Origin of the sequence: Rhodococcus sp. H36-A4 (genome assembly GCF_027158005.1) — a bacterium.
Lineage (GTDB): Bacteria > Actinomycetota > Actinomycetes > Mycobacteriales > Mycobacteriaceae > Rhodococcoides.
Genome location: NZ_JAPVLQ010000010.1, coordinates 16,623 through 37,868, shown reverse-complemented (window position 1 = coordinate 37,868; position 21,246 = coordinate 16,623). Strand labels below are relative to the sequence as shown.

The 21,246-nt window shown below is 59.1% G+C and carries 11 protein-coding genes; 2 read left to right on the top strand and 9 right to left on the bottom strand.

Annotation, left to right across the window (positions count from 1 at the left end):
- Positions 1-158: 158 nt before the first annotated feature.
- From O1W68_RS20315 to O1W68_RS20305, 3 genes are all read right to left on the bottom strand, one after another.
- Entirely contained in the window at positions 159-1,901 is a 1,743-nt protein-coding gene (locus O1W68_RS20315) for an AIPR family protein (protein WP_269306664.1), read from the bottom strand.
- Positions 1,902-2,103: 202 nt separating this feature from the next.
- Positions 2,104-3,792, bottom strand: coding sequence for a DEAD/DEAH box helicase family protein (locus tag O1W68_RS20310; RefSeq protein ID WP_269306662.1), 1,689 nt, complete (start codon positions 3,790-3,792; stop codon positions 2,104-2,106).
- Positions 3,789-8,717: an AAA domain-containing protein gene (locus O1W68_RS20305; protein WP_269306660.1), complete on the bottom strand. Its 4,929-nt coding sequence runs from the start codon at positions 8,715-8,717 to the stop codon at positions 3,789-3,791. The genes O1W68_RS20310 and O1W68_RS20305 overlap by 4 nt, the downstream gene beginning before the upstream one ends.
- Before the next feature lie 726 nt (positions 8,718-9,443).
- Here O1W68_RS20305 and O1W68_RS20300 point away from each other — a divergent pair.
- A complete protein-coding gene (locus tag O1W68_RS20300) occupies positions 9,444-10,043 on the top strand; it encodes an HNH endonuclease signature motif containing protein (protein ID WP_269306658.1) in 600 nt (199 codons plus the stop codon).
- A gap of 221 nt (positions 10,044-10,264) precedes the next feature.
- Entirely contained in the window at positions 10,265-10,717 is a 453-nt protein-coding gene (locus O1W68_RS20295) for an SHOCT domain-containing protein (RefSeq protein WP_269306657.1), read from the top strand.
- Positions 10,718-10,992: 275 nt separating this feature from the next.
- Here the strand turns inward: O1W68_RS20295 and O1W68_RS20290 are convergent, their stop codons facing one another.
- The 6 genes from O1W68_RS20290 to O1W68_RS20265 all read right to left on the bottom strand — a co-directional run bounded on the left by O1W68_RS20290 (position 10,993) and on the right by O1W68_RS20265 (position 20,841).
- A complete protein-coding gene (locus tag O1W68_RS20290) occupies positions 10,993-11,484 on the bottom strand; it encodes a hypothetical protein (protein ID WP_088943617.1) in 492 nt (163 codons plus the stop codon).
- Positions 11,481-12,335: a ParA family protein gene (locus O1W68_RS20285; RefSeq protein WP_088943758.1), complete on the bottom strand. Its 855-nt coding sequence runs from the start codon at positions 12,333-12,335 to the stop codon at positions 11,481-11,483. Before O1W68_RS20285 ends, O1W68_RS20290 begins: the two co-directional genes overlap by 4 nt.
- A gap of 33 nt (positions 12,336-12,368) precedes the next feature.
- Positions 12,369-15,287 carry a Z1 domain-containing protein gene (locus O1W68_RS20280; RefSeq protein WP_269306653.1) on the bottom strand — a complete coding sequence of 973 codons (2,919 nt, stop codon included), beginning with the start codon at positions 15,285-15,287 and terminating at the stop codon, positions 12,369-12,371.
- On the bottom strand, positions 15,284-16,777 hold the full coding sequence (locus O1W68_RS20275) for an ATP-binding protein (RefSeq protein WP_088943616.1): 1,494 nt from the start codon (positions 16,775-16,777) through the stop codon (positions 15,284-15,286). Before O1W68_RS20275 ends, O1W68_RS20280 begins: the two co-directional genes overlap by 4 nt.
- Complete coding sequence (locus O1W68_RS20270; RefSeq protein WP_269306652.1) at positions 16,774-18,831, bottom strand: sigma factor-like helix-turn-helix DNA-binding protein; 2,058 nt, start codon at positions 18,829-18,831, stop codon at positions 16,774-16,776. The genes O1W68_RS20275 and O1W68_RS20270 overlap by 4 nt, the downstream gene beginning before the upstream one ends.
- A 705-nt stretch (positions 18,832-19,536) precedes the next feature.
- Positions 19,537-20,841 carry a hypothetical protein gene (locus tag O1W68_RS20265; RefSeq protein ID WP_269306650.1) on the bottom strand — a complete coding sequence of 435 codons (1,305 nt, stop codon included), beginning with the start codon at positions 20,839-20,841 and terminating at the stop codon, positions 19,537-19,539.
- Positions 20,842-21,246 lie beyond the last annotated feature (405 nt).

Genomic DNA, 21,246 nt, shown 5'->3' with positions numbered 1-21,246 from the left:
CGCCGACCCCGCCGACCCCGCCGATCGTGCGCTCGACGTCTTGCGCCAAACCCTTTGGCGTCGCTCCGACGCGGCCGCGAAGTCGCTGGGTTCCAGACACTACGGTCGCCGGCGTCAGGAATCGGTATACACCGACACGCACGGACCTCCAAGGTAAATCACTTCTGTTTAGCCAGGACTGGATCCTCCATACGTATCCTCCGGCTCGCGGCGATCGAATACTTCGTCGCAGATTCTTGGGTCCGACAAAAGTCACGATCGAACAAAGCCGTAGCGGAATGGCGCACCGCTACATCTGCGCATATGGAAATTGCTTTTATGAGCCGCTCATCACTCGCAAGTAATGAACGTAAATCAGCAATATATTTCTCGACGGCTACACTATTCTTAGAGTGCGGCACATTACCCTTTAAAGTTGATCTTGAAATTGCGGACATCATGTGAAATTTTACGGGCTTTAGCTTTGCGTCGATCTTGTCGTTCCGAAACAAAAATTCAATTCTGCAAAACAACAAAGCTGACACCCAGAAAAGCGCCGGCGCATTACCAGCGATGAAAATTCGACTACCCGCTTGGTCACGCAAATCATTGTAGTACCGCGTCGCTGTGTGGGGTTGATTTAGATACACCGAGCCAAAAGAACGAATCATTTGCCGAATTGTCACAAGCCTCCAAGCTCCGACAACAACAGAACTTCCAGCCCACTGTTTTAAGCGCCGCTCGTAATATAGCTTGTAATCGTCCGTGTCATCAATGACAGTGAAATATTCTTCGATTCTTTTCTGCACTTCCGAATTTGCCAGGAGGCTTTCGGCAGTGACTTGCGTTTGCTGATTTGTGGCCTGCGCAATACTTCGTGCAACCTCCACATCGCTGGTCGCGATCATTTTCACAGGGACAAAAACATCGGTTAGCGAATCAATGCCGCCAAGCTCCATCGCAGCTTCATGTAGAACATGAACAGTTTGACAACCATTCACAACTTGATAATCCAGCAACCTAAAGGTATCGCCTGTATTATTGATCTCCTGTGCAACGATCGTTACACCATTATTGAAAACTGCAAACCGCGCTCGATCGACACCAGTTAACGTTTCGCTAATCTTGGAGTTTACGTCTACATTTCCTTGAAAATCACGGACGTTGTCGTAAAATACAGATTTCAAGATTCGTGTCGGCGATCCTTCTACTGTAACCAATTTCAGCAGCTCTTCAGCTGGAAGCATACCTATATAAGCTTGAACAACTCCGTCAATTTGAGGCATCGATGCCTTCTTCTCAAATCGAATAGTCCTCGTCGTACCTTGATCAAGCTGCCGCCATCGCGCCTGCAGAGCTGGCGCACCAAAAAATCGAATATCAACTGCCGAGGTCAAAGAAAGTTGCGCGATGTCAGACTTCGAGCTATCTGCTTTTCGCCTTACAGGCAATTCCGGGCCAACACCGCTAGTCGTTACATAAAATAGAGAAAGTTTAGGATTGAACTTAAACATCTCAGCCTTGTCGTATACAGCCGATACAAGCTCGATGGAGGGAAACTCACGACGATCCAACACACTCGAATCTTTTATTATCATTTTGCAAGTGTCGACGAAATTTGAAAAGTCACTAGTTTTGAACGACGGAGAAGTTTTAAACTGAGCAAAAACAAACTCCACGCGCAGAGTTCGAGCGCGTACACATATCTCTTGCAACGCAATTACGTCGGTCACTAATTCGTCGTTTATTACAGTAGCAAACAAGTCGTAGCCCTGAATTCCATCGCCCGCTAAGAAATCGTCAATTGACGTCTCCGGATCATGGCCGACTTCCGCCCGCAGCAAGACAGAGCCTGCAAAAGCTTCGAATTGCTGATGCTCTGGGCGCTCACTAATGCCCGCTTCCTTCGCATAGCGCTTCATTATAGATTCAGTAATGCGATCCATCAATCCCCCTGATTGCTTGGAACAATTTATTTGAAGTACAGTTTACGCAGAAGCTCGAGTTTTAATCAACCCGCTAACAATTATAAATCCCGACTTGACCCCAGACGATGCAAACATAGTCGAGCTTGATCGCCCCGAACTTTGTATATCTTACGTTTTGGCAAACCCAGCACATTCATTATAAGCGTGTCACTATATTCAGTAGCCTTCCCGCCTCCCTCTCCAGCGACTTCAACCCCCGCTTTTCGAGGCTCTCGATGACCATCCGCTTGAGATTCATCTCCGCCGCCACCTGTGACAACGTCCGAGGCTTCGCACCGTCGATGCCGTAGCGCCGGATCAACACCGCCGCCTCCCGCACATCGATGGCAGCCATACACCGTAAGATCCCGTCGAGCTGATCCGGCGTCCCGTACTGAGCCTCCGACAGAATCTCCTTCACCGTCCGAGTCCGCGCCACAGACACCGCCGTCGGCATCATCTTCGACTGTGGAATCACAATCGGCTCGATTGGCTGCTCACTGAACACCGGCTTCGGCATGATCGGGGCCGACTGGTCCAACCAACTCGCCAACACCGCACCCGCAGCAGCGAGATCGACGTCCACGACCTCCTCGGCCACACCTGTCAACTCATCGAGAAACGCCTCATGCGCACCCAACGAAGGATCCTCATTCGTCCCCGCCACATACATGATCACGAACGCCGCTGGCCGACCATCAGGCTTCAGACGCAGAATCCGACCCATCCGCTGAATCATCTGCCGCTTCGACGAACTACTCGCAATGATCACCCCGACATCCACCGCCGGCACATCGATGCCCTCGTCAAGCACCCGCGGCGCCACCAAACTCCTCAACTCACCACTCCGGAACTGCTTCAGAATCCGCGTACGTCCCACGCGATCAAGCTGACTCGAATACTGATGCGCCGCAATACCAGCCGCCTGGAGCACATCCGCACCCCTGGTCGCGGACTCCTTCGTCTCCGAAAACACGATCGAGCGCTCGGACTTCGCCAACCCCGGCGTGATCGCCTCGAGCGCCTGCAACTTGCCCTCACAGTCGGCCAACAACGCGCGCCGCTTGCTGAACGCCGACAGGTACCTACTCGCAACCTTGCTCGCCGGTAGATACCTTTCCTTACTCAGGTCCACCGCATTCTTCATGAACTCACCGAACGGCTCAGCAGCACAGCCGTAGTCGAAGATCAGGGTGTTGCGGAGCGACTTCGCCTTCTCGTCCAGGTCCGCGAACTTCGCCGCCTCCTCCGCCGAGAACGGCACCGCCACCGTCATGACCCGAACCGGCGCCAGGATCCCGTCGCGTCTCCCCCGCGCCGCATCGCAACCCTTCACCAGGTTCTCGAAATACGGCATCAGATGCGTATCGACACCGTCATCCTGACGCTCCAATGTCGCCGTCAACCCGAGCCGTTCCTCGAATCGGTTGACCAGCACCTTCGCGAACGAACCTGCGCCGTAACGATGAACCTCGTCGGCGACGAGCAACGCGCCGGTCCGCGGCATCGGCGCACCCGGCCGGATAGCCGATTGAATCGTCGTGATCAGCACGTCGTACTGCCGGAACGTATCGTTGTGCCCGTTCCCGCGACGCCCGATCCGCACACTCGGCAACGCCTTCACCATCGCCGTGTACCACTGCTCGAGTAGATCGATACTCGGTACCACCACCAGGACCTGACGGCCACGGCTGACCGAATCCAGCGTCGCCGCCAACCCGACATGCGTCTTCCCGGTCCCGGTCACCGCCTCTACAATCGCGCGATAGCCGGACGCCACCCACTTCTCGAATGCTTCCTTCTGCCAGTCCCGCAACCCCTCGGACCGGTTCACTACTTGCGTCATAGCGTCAACCCCTGTGGCCGAACCCATTCCTCGACACCCTCACGTTTACGTGTGACCAACTTCTTCAACAACACCAGATCCGACAACAACAGATCCGCCTTCGTCCGCGACAACCCTGTCACCCGTTGGCAACGCTCCAACGTCAGCGGCGCATTCGGCCTCGCCGCGGCGACCGCAATCTCACGCGCCCCCGCCCACGACGCCACCGGCAGAGCATCCAATTCGGCTTGCAAAGAACGGCTTCCGGACACCGCAACGGGATCGCTCGCGACTTCAGAGGGACGTTGCCGTCGTGGCATCGCATCCGGGGTCGGAGGAGGCGGTCTCCTCTTCGACGCTTTCAGCGCGTCGTCCCGGGACTTGATCTCCTTCACCGCGTGCTGAACCGCCTCGGGCGTGACCTCGCAATCCTGCACGGTCTGCGCGATCGAAAACTTGTTGCGCCGCAGCGAATACCGAATGGCCGCAATGAGATCCTCGAGCGGCATCGTCCGAACCGGCTTCGGTACCGGATCAACAGCGTCGATGTCCTCGAACTCGACCTCGGAGTCTTCGTGGTCACCGGCCTCGTGCGGATCCTCGGATTCGTCGACCGTCTCGATGACCTCCGGCAAGGGCGCGAGATCGACATCGACGGTGCGAGACGGCGCCGGCGCCTCGTCGGTGACGAGTTCGACTGCTTCCTCGTCGGCTTCTGCGTCATCGGGGTCACGTTCCAGCGCGATCGGCATCCAGGTGGAGCTGCCCGATCCCTCGATGACTACGGCAACCTCGTCGGGGAGGATGCCGACCGAATCGAGTAGTTCGGTGATGGTGTCGAGGGCTCGTTCACGATCAAGGACGAAGTCCGACGCCCGAATCCGCTGGAACAGCCAGCCACAGCGCCGCAGTTCGAACTCGCGCTCCATACGGTTCAACAGCTCGTAGGCGTCGACTTCAGTGTCGTCGTCGCATTCGATCGCCACCCGCACAGCCGCACCCGTGACCACCAGATCGATCGTCATCTCGTTGACGTCGACCCGCGGGTTGACGTGATAGCCGCGCTCCCGCAGCGCCAGAAACACCTGCTGCTCGAACAGTGATCCGAAGTCAGGGTGCGGGTTAATCGGCGACACTGCGTCGGGCATGGCAGGAACGGGAACTGTCGGCGCAGCCTCGACATAGGACAGCAGTGACCGTCGTAGATCAATGGCCGACAGGCTGTCAGCTGTCACGGAATGGAACAGCCACAACTGATCTCGCGCACGCGTGGCAGCGACGTTGAAGCGGCGTTTGAACATGTCGTTCGTCAATGCCTTCGACGACGAGCCGGGTGCGATGACCATCGACAGGAACATCACGTCACGCTCGTCGCCCTGGAAGTCCGGTGGCGTGCCGACACGGATGCGTCGTTCATCGATTTGCTCCGACGCCACCCGCTCGAAGATCAGCGACCTGATCAGATCCGCCTGGGCTGCGCCCTGAAGGACAACGACACCGAAGGTTTTGTCTTCGTAGTCTGGCTCGGCAAGGCAGAGGGCGAGCTGGTCGACGAGTGCGTTCGCTTCGGCAGCATTGGACAGGCGTGTACTCGAACCGGACGTGAGTGCATCCTCGACGAACGTACTGCGCAGCGGTGCAAGCCGATCCGCCCCGAACTGACGCACCGGCACCAACGGCTGATCGCCATAGAATTGAGTCGAGGACCATTGAATGATCTCCGGCATCGATCGGTAGTGCTCACGCAACCTCACCGAATCACCGAACCGGGTGCGCAGCATCGAAAACAAGCTCGACCGCGGCGTCAGCGTCAAGCGTGTGCTGACCGGAACCTCCGGAAGGTAGTGATCGAGACGATTCATGACGGACTCGACGGTGTAATTCTGAATCGAGGCCGGCGCGCACTGCCTGTCGTCACCAACCACGATGACACGCGGCGCCAACCACATCAGGAACATGCTGGTGATCTCGGCCTGACTGGCCTCGTCGACAATGACGACGTCGAAAGCGTTCTGCTGCGGCGGAATCGACGACAACACCTGCGCAATCGGCATGACCCACGCCGGCACGACCGTCTGCGCATCCTGCATCGCCGCACGGGCCGCGACACGGTAGCGCTGCGCGAGACTGCTGGTGCCGAGACCGGCGTTGGACATGTTCTCCTGGTATGCCCGCAGCGCCGTGACCTCGCGACTGGTCATGCGCTGCAAGCATTCTTGCCACGCCTGCTCCGCCGCGAGTTGCGCAGTCAAGGACGATATCTCCTCATCGAGGGCGTCGAGTTCCGCGTCGAGATTGTCGTTCTGGTCGGGCTGCTGCATGGCCACGATCGACTGCATGGTCCAGCGCCACGCCCAAGCACGAGTGAACGTGCCGGCGTGAGCAGCCCAATCGGTACCCTCGGACAGGCTGCGGGCCAGGGTGGGCGCGTGCTCGGCCAAGGCGTCGAGCGCGGTGGTATCGGTGCTGCCCGGCTGAACGTACGAGGCGAGCCGCTCGTAGCTCTCGACATCGCCGGTTCTGACTGCGTCCGCGAGCCCATCGGGCAGCGTCGGATCGGACAACAATCGCTCGGCCACTCGCTCGAGCTCGTCACGTGCGGTGGACGCGTCGGAGCGGTCGGTGAGGGCGGAGACCTCGCCTGCGAGGGCCACTGCCTCGGCAAGCGTCGTCACCGACGGCACGGATGGAACGACTGCACCCAGAGCGCCGACGAGTTCGTCGCGAGCAGTCGCGATGCTGCCCGTCGCCAGCACCTGGTTCCACACGAGGTGGAGGGTGTTGACCTGCTGCTCCCGACTGTCCGACGGTTCGATCGGCAGTTCGATTCCGATACCGCGCAACAGGTGTGCGGCATCGTCGACGGCAATGAGGGCCCGGATGTGATTGGTGACGAGCCGCAGTTCGGTGGCCTGCGTCGCGGCTGTACCGTCGACGGTGGCGTGTGCATCGAGCTTGTCGACGACGCCGTGTTCGTGGGGCGTGCGGAGCCAGCGCATCGTGTCGAACGGGCCACTCTCGTAGAGCTTGGCGAGGGCATCGAACGCGTTGAGTGCCTGCCTCGTGGCAACCTGCGTCGTCACCTGATGTGAGCCAACTGCGGTATCGGCGCTCACGGCGACCGACAGCATCGCCGTGACCGTCTGAGCACGCGACCACAACGTACCGAGCGCACCGGACAGGATCCCGTCGGCCAGAACCGCATAGGCCGGGCCGAAGGAGTCGATGGCCCGTGCGCGGTCGATCAGGGCCTGCGCAGACGGCAGGATGTACTGCAGTTGAACCGGATCGATGTCATCGAAAATCGAGTCGGACGCGTTCCCGGAGGCTCGGGCACACAAGCTACGGACCTCGTCGGCCGTCGGGAGGCTGACCTCGTCGGACTGCTCCGTGAACAGCGAAGCGAAGGCTGCGTCGTCGAACGGCACGGTCTCGGTGTGGAGCGGACCTGGTATCCACCCGAGGTCGCTCTCCTGCGCGTTGAGCTTGGTGACGATCGAGGCAAGAGTTCCCGAATACTGCGGTGAGAAGGTGTGGATCTCTGCTTCGGAGGAGCGCGCAAGGCCGATCTGCTTGGTGAGTTTGTAGCGGCGCTCTTTGGTGCCCATCCGCTTGGCAGCGAGGGAACGGATCTTGCGCGCGGACTCGGTCGCGTCGAACGCGGCTTTACGAGCGGCGATGGTCGAGACGCTCTCGTCGAGTTCGGCCGATCCCCCGCGTGCCATGTCGGTGACGGAGACGCACAGATCTTGCAGTTCGGCAGGAAGCTTGTCCTTGAGGACGCGCAGCGCCTGAGCTTTCTCGCTGGTGACGAGGATGCGCTGGCCCTGAGCCATCAACGCGGACATCAAATTTGCGATCGTGTGGGTCTTGCCGGTGCCGGGAGGGCCTTCGACGACGACGCCGGTGTCGTTCATGACGCGGTTGTAGATACCGGCCTGGGCGCGGTTGGCCGGCAGTGGGAAGAGCGGCTCGGCGCTGGGGGTGTCACTGACGTGAGAGTCGAGCCAGTCACGACGGGTGTTGTCGTCGTACGTCTCCACGAGCTGCGAAAGCCCCACCGGAACGGGTGCGCCGTCATCGAGCGCAGCGAGCATTGCTTCGTAGTACGACGCGAGGGCATAGGCGCCACGTGTGCGTAGAACCAGCGCCGGTGACATCCGCAGAGTGTCCGCGGTGGAATCGACGGGCTTGTCGTGATCGGCGATGACGGTCAGCGGTTGCGCCAGGGCCGACGTGGCCCACTGGCCGAGCAACCGAGGGATATCCGCGGACAGCGACGACGACACCAGTTCGGACAAGCTGCGGTGCAGCACCTTCGAGCCGGCGCGGTCGAAACCCTGCAAGTCGAGCAGGACTTGGACGTCTTCCAGCCGCGGGGAGCTGGCGGGCGCAACGGTGACGAGCAAGTCGCCGGTGGAGTCCTCGCGACTGATACTGGCCTGCTGAGTGATCAGATGTGTCGAGATCCGCTGGTCCCCGACAGTGGCGTCGAGATACCCAGAGGCGATGACAAGTTCGAGCGACTCGGGCTGAGTGCCGAGGTCGTGGAGCATGAGGTCGACCGAACGGAACAGCTCGGCGAACGGCCTACGTTCACGGTCATCCAGAGACCACGAGGTCCAGTCTTGAAGCCACTCATGGGCCTCGGTCGGTGCGTCGGCTCTGACGGTCGGCGGCGTGGTGGTGTCGTCGACCCACTGCTCGAGCTCCGCAGGGAGACCGGGAGGCTGCTCGATGCTGGTGCGCGGGATACGAACCGCCACGTCACCGGGCGCGACGTCGGTATTGACGTCGAGAGGTCGGGAATCGTCGAACAACCACTCGACACGGGCATCAACGCCGTACCGGCGAATCGGCTTCGACTGAGCACCCACAGTCTCGCGAAGAAACTCGAGCAGACGACGAACCCGCCCCCGGAGCTCGGGGTCATCAGTAACCGACATCGGATCCTCACATTTCGGCCAAACTTGAACAGGACCCAACCTATAGGGGGTGGGTGACAAAGTTGGACGATGCTCAGTGGTCGGATTGACCAGCCACCACCCTAGAAGAGCTCGAAAATAGCCCTATCTGCGGCGTTTCGAGACATCGGCAATTTTGAACTCTGCGAACGAATCCGGTCCGGGATCGAAATTCATTCAGATGAATGAACCGGGTCAACCGCGAAGTGGCAGATACCCCGCTGCAGTAGCGGGGCAGCCATCAACGAGTAGAAGCTGAAGCGTCGCTGGCTTGCGCAGGCCACGCTACAACCGATACAAATGGCCAATGAATTTCGTGCTGCGTACGAACCGCTTCAGCTAGTGGATATCGTCTGGCCGTCCGCCACCGGGGCAATTTCTCGAGCCTGGTTGGTACTGGCGAAGAGCGATCAGAGTGGCGGTCGCGGCGGTCACGCCTACGACGACGACCCTTCGTCGCAGTACGTCAGTGACAGTCAAGTTCCCAACAGTCGGAACATCGGTGTCGGTGACGCGCTTGTCGTGTGGGACCAGAAGCGACTGCTAGGGGCGTCCGTCGTCGAACGTGTAGAAACAGGTTTCGCGAGGAAAGAACTAAAGAAGTGCCCATACTGCGGTCCCGGGCGCTCTCTCGACGAACGAATAAAATTGAAGCCACGATATAAGTGTGGCCAGTGCAAAAACGAATTCGAAGAACCTGCCACAGAAATGATCGACGTAAAGACCTATCGAACACATCACGGTGAAGCGTGGATCGATCTGGCAGGTGAGCTCAGTGGCGAGATGCTTCGATCGGTTTGTAGAAGTCCTAAGTCTCAGCTGAGCATTCGCGAGTTGGATTGGCCGGCGTTCAACGCTGCATTGACCACAGACCTGGGACAGCGGGGTATGCGCGTGCTCCGATCGGTATCGGTTCAGTTGAGCGGGGGTTTCACCGAGCGCATCACCCGAGTTCGGCTCGGACAACCCGCTTTTCGTGCGCATCTGATGGACCGGTATGCGTCGAACTGCGCGTTCTCCGGAGACATGCCACACGAGGTACTCGAAGCCGCCCACCTCTACAGCTACGCGAAGGTCGGAGATCACCACGACGAGGGCGGTATCCTGCTACGTCGCGATCTCCATCGATTGTTCGACCTGGGAAAGATCGCCGTGCTGGATAATTCGCGGATCTCTGTGCACAACTCGCTTCGCCCCTATCCCCTCTACAACGAACTCGATGGACAGCGGTTGAAAATCGAATCCACCGTCAAGCAGCGCAGCTGGTTTGGTGCGCATCGAGATATGTGGCACGTCGACGTCGCTTAGCCGTATTGGGCGCGGAACTGCACGGTGCCCACCCTGCAGCCACTGATCGCACCGTGGAAATCTGATGGAGAAACCGCCTTCTCAGCAACGATCTTCGTTCCAGGGTCCGCAGCGAGCTGAGTCGACCTGAAATCACTGATGCAGTAACGAGCTACATCCCCTGACCGATCAATGATCGACCGAACGCACTGAGTGTACGAGCATCCATCATAGGAGAAACAATGCCCACCAAGCATGCATTGGGATTCGGCAACGGAAAAATTATCGAGCATGAGGACGGCACTGCTGCCTACGTCAAGAGCGCAGAGTTCACTCAGGCTTTCCGCGTTCATATCGCCGATGTGCGTGGATTTTCCGTGACGAAAAGCGGCAAGATGTTGACAAGGAACTTCCATGTGCTTGGCAACGGTACAACTTTGGCGTCAGTAGAGGTCAACCATGGAACATCGGAGCTGATCGAGGCCTGGTTTCGCAAGCACCCGCTGTTCGGCTCGCGGTACAGTGTCGCGGCCCCGGTTCTTTCGCCAGCTTTGACTCCGGCTGCGGTCATGGATGCCGCCATGCCGGCATCCATGATCGCCGACGAACTCAGGAAACTCGCAGAACTTCGCAACGAAGGTATCCTTACGCCCGCAGAGTTCGATGCGCAGAAAGCGCGCCTGCTGCAGCGTTGAGCAACGAGCAGGGAGCAGCTGCGCGCCGCGGTTCGACGCAGCCCGGCAGGTGTCCACTCAACCATTACATTTCGTCACTGTGAATGCGTGAGCCGAAAACGTCCATCGCCGATTCACGCCTCGCCGAGAGTGGTGGTTTCGGCAAGTACCCGCAGCTCTCGACACGTCCGGCTGCGAACCTCGGGGTCGACCTGCCAACGTCAACCCTGTAACCAGGCGCGACTCTTACGCGGGTCCAGCGGACGCGCACCGAAGTGTTGCTCAGATTCACTCCGCTATCTGAACGCACTTCCCTTCGAGGCAAGGGCTTTCACCCGGTCGAAAGTCCATGCCACGAGCACCTCCGCTTTGCGCTTGCGGCCGCTCTCCTTGTGCGTGTCGATCTCTTGCTCTGCAATGATGTCCCGCAGCTGATCGATCGTGAGTGTCGAAAGCTTCTCCGTCAACGCTTGCTCGCCGGAGTGGCGCAACACATCGAACGGGTCGAAGACCCCGGGCTGACGGGCAACTTTCGCCTTCGACGGCAACCTTCGGGCCGGTTTGGGCGGCGCAGGTACTGCAGCCGAATCGGGAGTCTCCGACGTAACTACCAGCGCCGCCGACAAGGCCTTCGCGAATCGGGGTGTTCGCGCCGCCTCGTCTGCAAGAACTCTGAACAGGCTGCTAAGCACCTGGCTGGCAACAGGATCCACCGCAGCAACTTTCAGAAGTGCACCGCCCAGTTCATCATTACGGACTCGCTGAAGGGTCTCGGACGAGTTGGTCATAGCTTTGCCTGCGCTTCCGTGAGGATTGTCCTGGTAAGTTCTTTGAACTTGTCGTACTGGCCCTGGTTTCCGTACTTGACCCGAAGCGTGCCGAATGGCTTGAAGTCCGCAGCCATCGCGATCGAGTTGGCCTCTGGCAAGTACGGGGGAAGTACGTGCTGAATATCTTGGTTGCGTCGCAAATTTCGAAGAACGGTGGTGTGAACCGATGAATTGGATTTGTACTTCGTTATCACCAGCCCAAGTTCGATGATGCTGCGTCCCAGCTGATCGGCGAACTTCTCGATATATGTCTGAATTTGCGGGATGCCATAGGTCGACAAGAAGTCAGGGATGGTCGGAATTATGTAACCGTCCGCCATCGCCAGTCCATTCAACGTCACCGGACCGACGTTGGGCGGGCAATCCACGAGTATGAAGTCGTAGAAGTCTTTCACTGGTTCGAGGGCCGCGCCGAGTAGCCCGACGCCTGCTACGGGAGAGCCGTCGCGGACCCGCAGCGCACTCAACTCTTCCTGCAACCCGATCAGGTCGAGAGAGGACGGCAGCAAGTCCACATTGCTGATCTTCTTCACAGTCGACGCACCCTTTTGAATCGTCGAATGCAGATCGAAGTCCGAGGTCCCATTCACAGCGTCAGCAAACAGCGTTGCAATCGTCAGCTTCCTCGCATTGAGGTCGATCCACCGTTCTTCACCGATCAGCATCGTCGTCAGGTTGATCTGCGAATCCAGGTCCACGAGGAGGACTCGCTTGCCGAACTCCGACGCCATGAACTCCGCGAGAGCCGCTGTGACAGTCGTCTTTCCGACTCCACCCTTCAAGCTGATAGTGGTAATTACTTTTGCCATTGCAGTATCCACCTCATATAGGTACTCGGCCGTTCAGCGTGCATCGACGATCGCGCCTGCCCCGGACTTCTTCACCCGGAAGCCGATCTTCGGCGTGGGCTCCGCCGCGTACGGCAGCGCGTAGGAAAACAGAGTTGCGAAGTCTACGGGACTGACAGGTCCCGTCTGCGCTCGATTGAATTGCCGCGATCCGTCCTTGGGATCGTTGGCAAACAGCAAGATCAGACCGCCTCGGGTCTTCCGGTACAGGGACTCGGCAACTGGGCCGCCATTCTTCCCCGGGCTTCCCGCGATGTGTTCGATCGCTTGGCGCTCGCGTACAGCGGTACCACTGAAACCGCTGCGGTACTCGCGGTCGCGCCGACGACGGTTGACGATCGGCAACTTTTCGTGCCACCCCACGATCTCGAGCTGGGGCCGATTCTTGGGCTGAGGCAGGAGAATTGCGAAATCTTCCAACAGTCCATTCTCTATTGCGGTTCGCATCGCAGCGAGATGTGGCTCAAAGTCCCAATTCTCGTCCCAAACGAATTTCTCGACTGCAGCGAGCACTGTGCTCGCCGATATGATGCCGTGGCGAGCTTCGAACTGCTGCTCGATGCCAAGACTGTTGGTCAGACGAAACGAATCCTTCGCGCCGAGGTTTCGTAGCAGCGGCTTGACAGCGTCGAAATGCGTTCCGTTGTGAACTCCATCCTTGCCACGCGGCCTCTGCATGGTGAAGCTGAACGCTTGCCCACCGACTCCCCGGTAGGCCTGCTCGGCGTTGTACATTTTGTTCGCAGCAGTCGGTTTGAGCCAGGGTTGAGACTGAAACACCATCGGCGGGACATCGCGTGGCGTCACCATGGGCTCGCCTAGCGTATTCACGGACGCGAATCGCTCCAGCTCGCTACGGAACTCCTCCTCATCCTGCACAATGGACTCGAAAGCCTTGTACATATCGAAGTCCTTGCCTGCCGGGCCAGGAACATTTCGCCCGATAAACAGACGTACCAGATCCTTGTAGCCTGGACGAAAGCCAAACCAACGGCCCATCTGCATCAGAGTGTCTGCCTGTGGCGTCCTACGGGTGTAATACGTAGTGGTGAGTCCTTCGACGGTGAACCCCCGGCTGAGTTTCGCACCACCGACAAGGATCTTCCATACCGGGCGCTCCTGGAAGTCCAGTGCATCCTGCGCATAGTCCTTCTCCGCCGCACCGTTGACTATGATGACAGGCGAGACGCCTTCGGAGATCTTGCGATGGGCTACGCCGACGAACGGATACAGCTCATCGAAAGATTCAGGGACTTCCACACCTTCGGCCCTAACCGCGCTGACCGGGCCGAAATCGGTATTCCATAAGTTCTCGAGCCGTGGACGTGCCGACGGCTGCGAGTAACCTGACGACTTCCACAACCGTTTGAACTCATCTGCCAACGCTGCATGCTCAGCCTGTTTCACCGACTGGTGGACAAGCATAGTGTGGTGTCGAAATTTTCTGTCGCTCTTGGACTCTCGATACAATTTCATCGCACCGGCAAGGACGAAAGAGTCCAGAGCCTGTTGCTGCTCGGCGAACCTGGAATCGTCGTCCCAGTCTGCGCGCAGGTCCCGCACGTACGCCTTCTGATTGGAGTTGCGCGGGGTCTTCGCAGACTCGTCGAGATCGTCGTCGAAATCGTGAAAGTCTCTCCCCCCCATGTACGGCGTCGGACGCTCCAAGCTGAGGATGAAGTCCTTGGGGAAGATGTTCTCGCTGTCTACAGGGTCGACGAAGACGTTCGCGAACGGCGTTGCCGTATAGCCGACGTACTGTGAGCGTTTGAGCAGTGCTAGCAAGTCCGAGATTCGCTCGTTGATTGCGGTGCGCTCCACCTTCTCCGTGACGAATTTGGCTGGGTTGACCGTGTTGACCGACGCCTGATCGGCCTCGTCGTCGATGATCAAGGCCGGAATCTGGGCAAGATCGGTTGGAATCTTCCGGAGATCGTCGACGAGCTTCTTGAGCACGGTCGAGTTCTTCTTTACAATCGCAATACGAATGTTGGTGGGATACAAATTTTTTGGATGATTGAGAGGCAGAGAATGATCGACGAACTCGTAGTGAAGCGCGCCCAAACCCTTCCCCAGAGCCTTGAAGTCGAAATCAGCACCCGTCAGACGACGAATTGCCGGAACAGTATTGGAAGTGTTCGGATCCACCTCGTGCTCTAAGAATTGATGCGCTATCCAGTCCTCGTCGTTCTCGTAGTCACTGTCCGCACCGATGTTCTGACGACCGATCAACTCCTTGTCGAGACGTCGTTGAGTTTGACTACGTAGCAGTTCTATAGTTCCGGTCAACACGATGATCAGCCGGTACCCCGCATCCATGGACTTTGCCAGCACGCCACTGAAATTGGCTGTTTTGCCGCTTTGGACGTATCCGACAACCAGCCCCTTGGACTGATAGGGCTCGTCTCTCGTCGGATCTGCCAGTCGCGAAACAACATTGGTCGTCGCGACATCCAGCTTCCCGACCGCTGAGTCGTCATTCCATTGCGCGGCGAGAACGCGCTTGTACGCACGCCAATAAAAGTCGTGTGCTGTGCGTCGCTCGACGGTGTACCAGGGAGTCCATACGTCAGGATCAGCGATCAACACAGGTACGCCCTCACGTGGGAACTGCGTATCCAGCACTTCGTAACCTTCAGATGGGACACCGAGTCGCGAGTAGATCAGTTCTCGTCGCTCGACGCTGCCTGCGGCGGTCTTTTCGGCCCACGACTCGACGATCTCGGCATCCCACCCTCTAAAGCTGGTAGCTGCCGCAGACCGCGCGGCAACAGCGCTTTCGTCGACCAAGACCGCCACGATATCCTCGATCGTGACCTCGCGCCCGAGACGGACGCTGACTTGCCGAGCGACATCATCGGGTTTGAACGGTGTGAACTCGCGCGCAGTGGCTTCGACCAGATCTGTACTCACAATTTATCTTTCTCTTGGAGGCGCCTAGCCGATAATGCGGCAATCAGCACGTCTTGCCACACTTGCATTTGTTCAGCCTGTTTACTGCTGTGACTGTCACGCGCACCTTGAAACATTTGATGCACAAGCAAATACAGAAGCGTCTTCAACACTGGGGCATCGGTACTGTTGTAGCTGCGGTGTCCGAGGAGCTCCCGCCGAAACCGTGCATTGATCCACAGCGTGCGACACTTCAAGTCGACTTCGAAAAACTTGTCTCGAGAGAGTGCCCGCCATCCGATGTCCACTTGATCCTGAAACTCGCTGAACTCAAACGAATCAGCGAAGGCGTCGAGTAAATCCTCCGGCAAGCCCTTGTTCGGTTCAACTATCTCGACGGGCCGTGATTGTCGACTCCGTGCAGAACGAACCGCGACCTCAGCAGCTGATAGCAACCCTCCGGAAGCTAGAGCGGACTCCAACGCTGCAGTGAGAGTGGCATCGACGGTGACACCAGCCTTCTCCGGGTTTATCGCAAGATGTTGGGAGACAGCCGGATCCAGATCGACGATCACCCGTGCAAGTCCATAGTCCGGCCGAGGAAGCACGATACCGTTCCATCCGCCGGTCTGTAGTAGCCGGTCGCTGCGGTAGAAATACAGGCCCTGATGGTCACGTCCCGGAGCCCCGTACAGCCGAAACTGCGGCAGCGAGCTGCGCGCCGGCCAGATGTGTGCCGTGACTGCGAGCGTCACCCCGTCGAGCTCAACGGGCAGCGTTCTCGGGTATCCCGCGGCTCCGGTCCGCGGTGTCGCGAATGGGTCGATCGGATCGATCGGTGTGCGGAATCCTGCCCCCAGCCCCTCCACGTCGAAAGTGTCGAGCGATATGGACATCTCACCACGCGAGAGTAAGCGGTGGAACACAATCCCGATATGGTCGGCGATCTCCTGCTTTGTCTGCTCGAGCCAACTCGTCTGCTCGTCGGCGTCTGAGGAGCGCAGGAACGTGGTTATCCCCTGCCACTCGACGATGGTCCCCGTGTCGAACGGAAATCGCGGGTACGCTCGGGCCAGTTCGAGTTCCGCTTGCTCGGTGCTGATGGTCGAGACTCGATGCGGCGCATCACGATCGATACGACGACCCTGTGCACTACTCGACTCGGCACGCGACCACACAACCAGCGTCGACGCTTGGCTCAACGAAGCCGCTTTCATCCCGACACCGAAGTATCCCAGCGCGCGCGGCTCGTACTCGCGACGGCGTCCAAAGGTCATTGCACCGTCGATCGTTTCGGAGTCCATACCCACCCCGTCGTCGATCACACGCACCCCAGTGACCGATGTGCCGCGCTGAAGGAAACGCACGAGGATGTGACGCGCGCGTGCGTCGATGCTGTTGTCGATCAAGTCTGCAAGAGCGGTAGCAAGCGTGTGATGGAGCCCGATCGAACTCGCCAGCGACGGGTCGGGTGGCGCCTCGACGGTGCCTACGATCTCGAGTTCCCTCACGTTTTGACCTCATCTGTCGAGCTGGCGTGCATCCATGCCGTCTCCAGCAGTTCCACGACCGCCTCTTCACTTGCAGCTTCGTATGCTCCGAGCAATCGCCGAGGGCGCGTTTCACCTGCCATTCCGATCGCGTCGGCCAGTACTCGGATTAGGTGGCGTTCGGCGATCGACATGGGTGCGGAGTGCCCAATCAAAGACAACGCACGACGCAACGGGTCTGCGTCTTCAGGTACTGCGGCAGCGGCCGCGACGTCGAATTCTCGCGAGGCAGCGAAGTCGAGGAAGACGGAGTCGCCCACCTTGACGGGCAGTTCGGCGAGGAACCTCCGAATGGATCCGATCGTGGGTTGTGCTCCCGTCCATCTGATGGCCTGTTCTCCCAGGCGACTGGCTAATTCAACGGTCTCGCCGCGCTCACACCCAACAGCTGTCGCTACACCGGCAGGCAAGCTGAAGCCGGACCCCCGAAGGTGATCGCCAGTCACCACTACGCGATACCGCCAGCCGATGCCGATTCGATACAGCCTTCGAGTGCTGTCAGGAGTTTTGGCGCGCCCCTGCGTTCGCCTGCGAACAGCTCCACTCTCGTCTTTTCGGAACGTCGCTTCGGGCACCGTGCCTTCGATCACGGCGACTGCTGCCGCCCATTCCACAAGGTGCCATTGCCCGTCGGTGTCGCGCCGCGCTCGAGCGTCGGAACTAAGACACCTTTCGACTCCTTCGACGGTTCTACCAGGATCTACCAGTTCGCGTAGCTCGCTCGCCGAACGCGGTCCGCCAAGCGCTTCCAGAGCACCGACCGCGTGGTCTGCGATTCGCTTGGTTCGTAGCAAGGCGTGGCCGCCGATGACAGGCACACTGCACCACTGCAGCCACGACTCGAACTCACCGTGGTCCATCGATAGAGCAACCGTTGCCTCGTCGAGGTCGACGACCCCATTGTCCGACTCGAGGTCTTCGAGCAACGAAAGAGTACGACGCTTCGCGGCCCCAACGTCAGGTGCGGCCGCCCAGCCATCTTTGACATCGAAGTAGTCGTCCAAACGGTCCAGTACCAGCCACAGCGGGACCCCCAGAGAAGGAACCGTCGATGAAATAGTCGGATGCAGTTCCAGGAGTCGATCGAGCGAAGCAACCGGTTGAATCTCCACACGCATGCTGGCCAGCAGATTCCCAACTGCTGTCCCGTAGCCACAGAACGAATTGAAGCGAGCTTTCATGGCAGACTCGAGTTGACTGACCCGTCCGGCCGATAAGTTGAGTTTGACGGCCAGCGCGCCGAGCGTTTGTTTCTCCGCAGCCATGAGCCGTTCACGCAGAATGAGACTTTCGCGATCATCCAACTGCTCGGCCAGATTTTCGATTTCGTCGACTGCATCATTTGGGCGCGGTGCCGGCAGGTCGAGGGGCGTCAAAGCCGCAATTCGAGCCGCCACCTCTTGCACCTGCTCGGGAGCCTCATCATCAATGGACACCGTCAGGAGGGGCCGATCGCTCATCCCCCGCACCGTGCGCCAATAGGCGAACGCGGCCAGATCATCGACCAACTGGATGACAGCGGGCTGCGTCGTGACCCGTACGTCGGCCGCGGCCCCAGCCGAGGGCTCGACCAATACAGCGCATCCGAGTAACCCGTCGACCAACTCGCGTACGGTGCCCTCCGAAGTGCCTTTGATCTTGAAAGCGTCGTGAACTGACAGGCTCAGAAGGTCGCGCACCGTCGCGCCGCTTGTGAGTCGACCGACCAATGTGGCGGCGCGAGCACCCAGGACCAAAGCGCTGACGGGAAGGTCCGGATCGAGAGATGGGAAAGCGAGAGCCAACGCCAACGATTTGTGTCCAGCAACGAACAGTTCCGATAGCTCTTTCAGCAGCTTCTCGAGACTCGTACCCTCAGCAGTTGTACGAGGGGAATCCTCGAGCCACCACTCGTCGGTGCCGAGACGCTCGAGCAGCGATGCGCGTTCGGAGACGTAATCGTCGAGCCACGGAAACAGCTCTACCCAACCACAGTCTTTGACTTCCTCAGCTGCCAGCGAGCTCAAATCCAACATTCGTGCACGACGCCCTTCTCCCTTACATACTGCCTGGTATACATTAGGCCACCGCCAATCCAGTATCGCGACGATCGCCACAAGCCCGGCGGGGCCAGTCAGGACCCACGGTCAGCGGAGTTACGGTAGTGACATTGGGATTCATCCTCTGAGGTTCACCCCGGATGATGGACGCCGAGATAGCGGGACCACAGGTTCTGCTGGAATTGGCAAGGGCGATATGCATCTCTGTGCGGTCGAGGGCGAGCAATCGAAGAAGACACCCGGCTGGTCCGCGACTATCGGATGCGCACCGATCTGACCCTCGAAGCCTTGGACATGGCTGTCACCGAACACGGCGGCGATGTCGCGGGTGCAATCATGCCCTCGGAGGGGGGGGAACTCGATACACCGCTGAGGTCATAAAGCAGGCGAGCGAACTGCACGGGCTGCGGCGCTCGATGCGCCGAGAGTCTGTGTTCGACGTTCAATGACGAGCACTACTACCGCCACGTATTTATTACGCCACTCAATTAGTTGTTGCAGTTGATAGCTGCCCCCCCCATCGGGATGCTTAGCCCCACCAACTATGAACGGTCACGTGACCGCGCCCGTCATCGCCGCGCATCCACTGTCCACCTGGGGGCAAACCTCAAAGCGGGACCTTACGTTGCAGGACCGACAACCATCGATGATGTAATACGGGCTGAACTGCACCACTACGTGCTATCGCTCGTCGATTGAAGCCTTTGCCTCGGAGTCGTTCGCCTTGCCGCGACTCGCTGCGACATTCTGCAGACTGCGACCAACCCATCCAAGCCCGCTGGCCCCGATGTCCGCAGCCTTGCTCCCGATAGCGACAGCTGCGCCGCCCACGGCCTTCGCGCGGTTGCCCACCTCAGCGAGAGCGTCTCCCACAGAGGGATCTTCATGTTCGATCCACCCCGCGACCTGGCTTCCGCGAGCGCTGGCGAAACCGTCCAGGTCCTGACGCAGCGAAGTCATATCGCGCTTGAGGTCATTCGTCGACATCCAGCGAATGATTTCCAGCGGTTTGATGGCGGCATAGCTGGCCAACTCGCCACGGGCATGAAGCAGCAGGTCTCCATCACGCTCGAAGTGTTCCAAAAGGAGGCCACGAGCTGACTGGACGACAGTTTGCAGGTACTCAGGTTCCGTCACCCTTACCCGTTCGATACGCATCTTCTGCCACAGATATAGCGACTGCTCCGCGATCACGAGAAGTTGCAGCGTCTCTCCCAGCCGCTTGTCGCCCACCGCATTCTTGAGATAGCTCGCACGGTCCTGCACCGGCTTCAATGCATCGAATCCCGCCACTGTCCGCTTGGCATGCTCACGCAGCCGCTCAATTCCCACCTCCAGGGCAGGACCGAGCGGTGCAATGGATTCCCAGTCGGCGGTGGGCAAGGCGCCAGTTTCCCCGTGCACCTTCGCTATGCGGGAAAGTGCAGCATGGTTACCCACCACATCACCGACTCTCGACGCCTCTGCCAGTACTAAAATTTTGTCGACTGTCCCCTGGACCCGCTCGACAGCGTCGGCGACGGATTGGACCGCGGTCTGCAGGGCAATCTGTACGGCGAGGAGCTGCAGGCTCAAGGCGCGGGTAGGAGTCATCGACACGTTTTGCCATTGCATCTGGCCTCGGAACTTGTGCGAGGAATCGACGACCATCATCCGGTTCCAGCCGGGCGCACCGGGCAGCACCCGGTAAGACTTGAGCATGCTGAGACTATCCGGGGAAAGCCGTACGAATTGGCCATACTGCGCTGTACTCGAAGCGACGCCACCTGCGACAGCGGCAGCAGCCGCCAGGGAAACCTTGTCGATCCCTGAAACCTGGACAGCGCCACCGGCCAAGTCCTTGATGCGAGCGAGGTAGCCCTCCACGGCGTCAACGTTGCCGGACACCAATACACCCTCGGGCTCGACGGAAACCGCAATCCCGCTGCTGGCTAAAAAGTCCTGGTCGTCGGCCGAGAACGGCTCTGGCAGAGCATTGTCAGTCATGGGGTCCGTTCTGGGGTGGTTTTCTGAACTGTCTGCACGAATATAGGCGGCAGCCTTTATCCGTTACACGCCGGTCGGTATGTAATGTCCCTGCGCATTGCTAATAGAGCTAGTAAAACCGACCCGTGAGCGCCCGGGACCGCGTTGGGTTCTGCAGCCCAGCTAGCCGGTGAGCCTGTCATCGTTACGAGCCGTAGCTCGGCGGCACACACGACGAGCGCATGTACCTGTCCATGAACTCGGCCGTCCGTGATGCCCGGTCCCCAGCCGATTCTGCTGGCTGGGGGGCCAGCGCGCCTTCCTCTCTTACGGAAGGCCATGAACGGATGCGGTCATCACTCTTATGGGTTCACTGTCGACCGGAACCGAAATCTCGAAACCTCAGTGGAACCAACCGACGCCCGT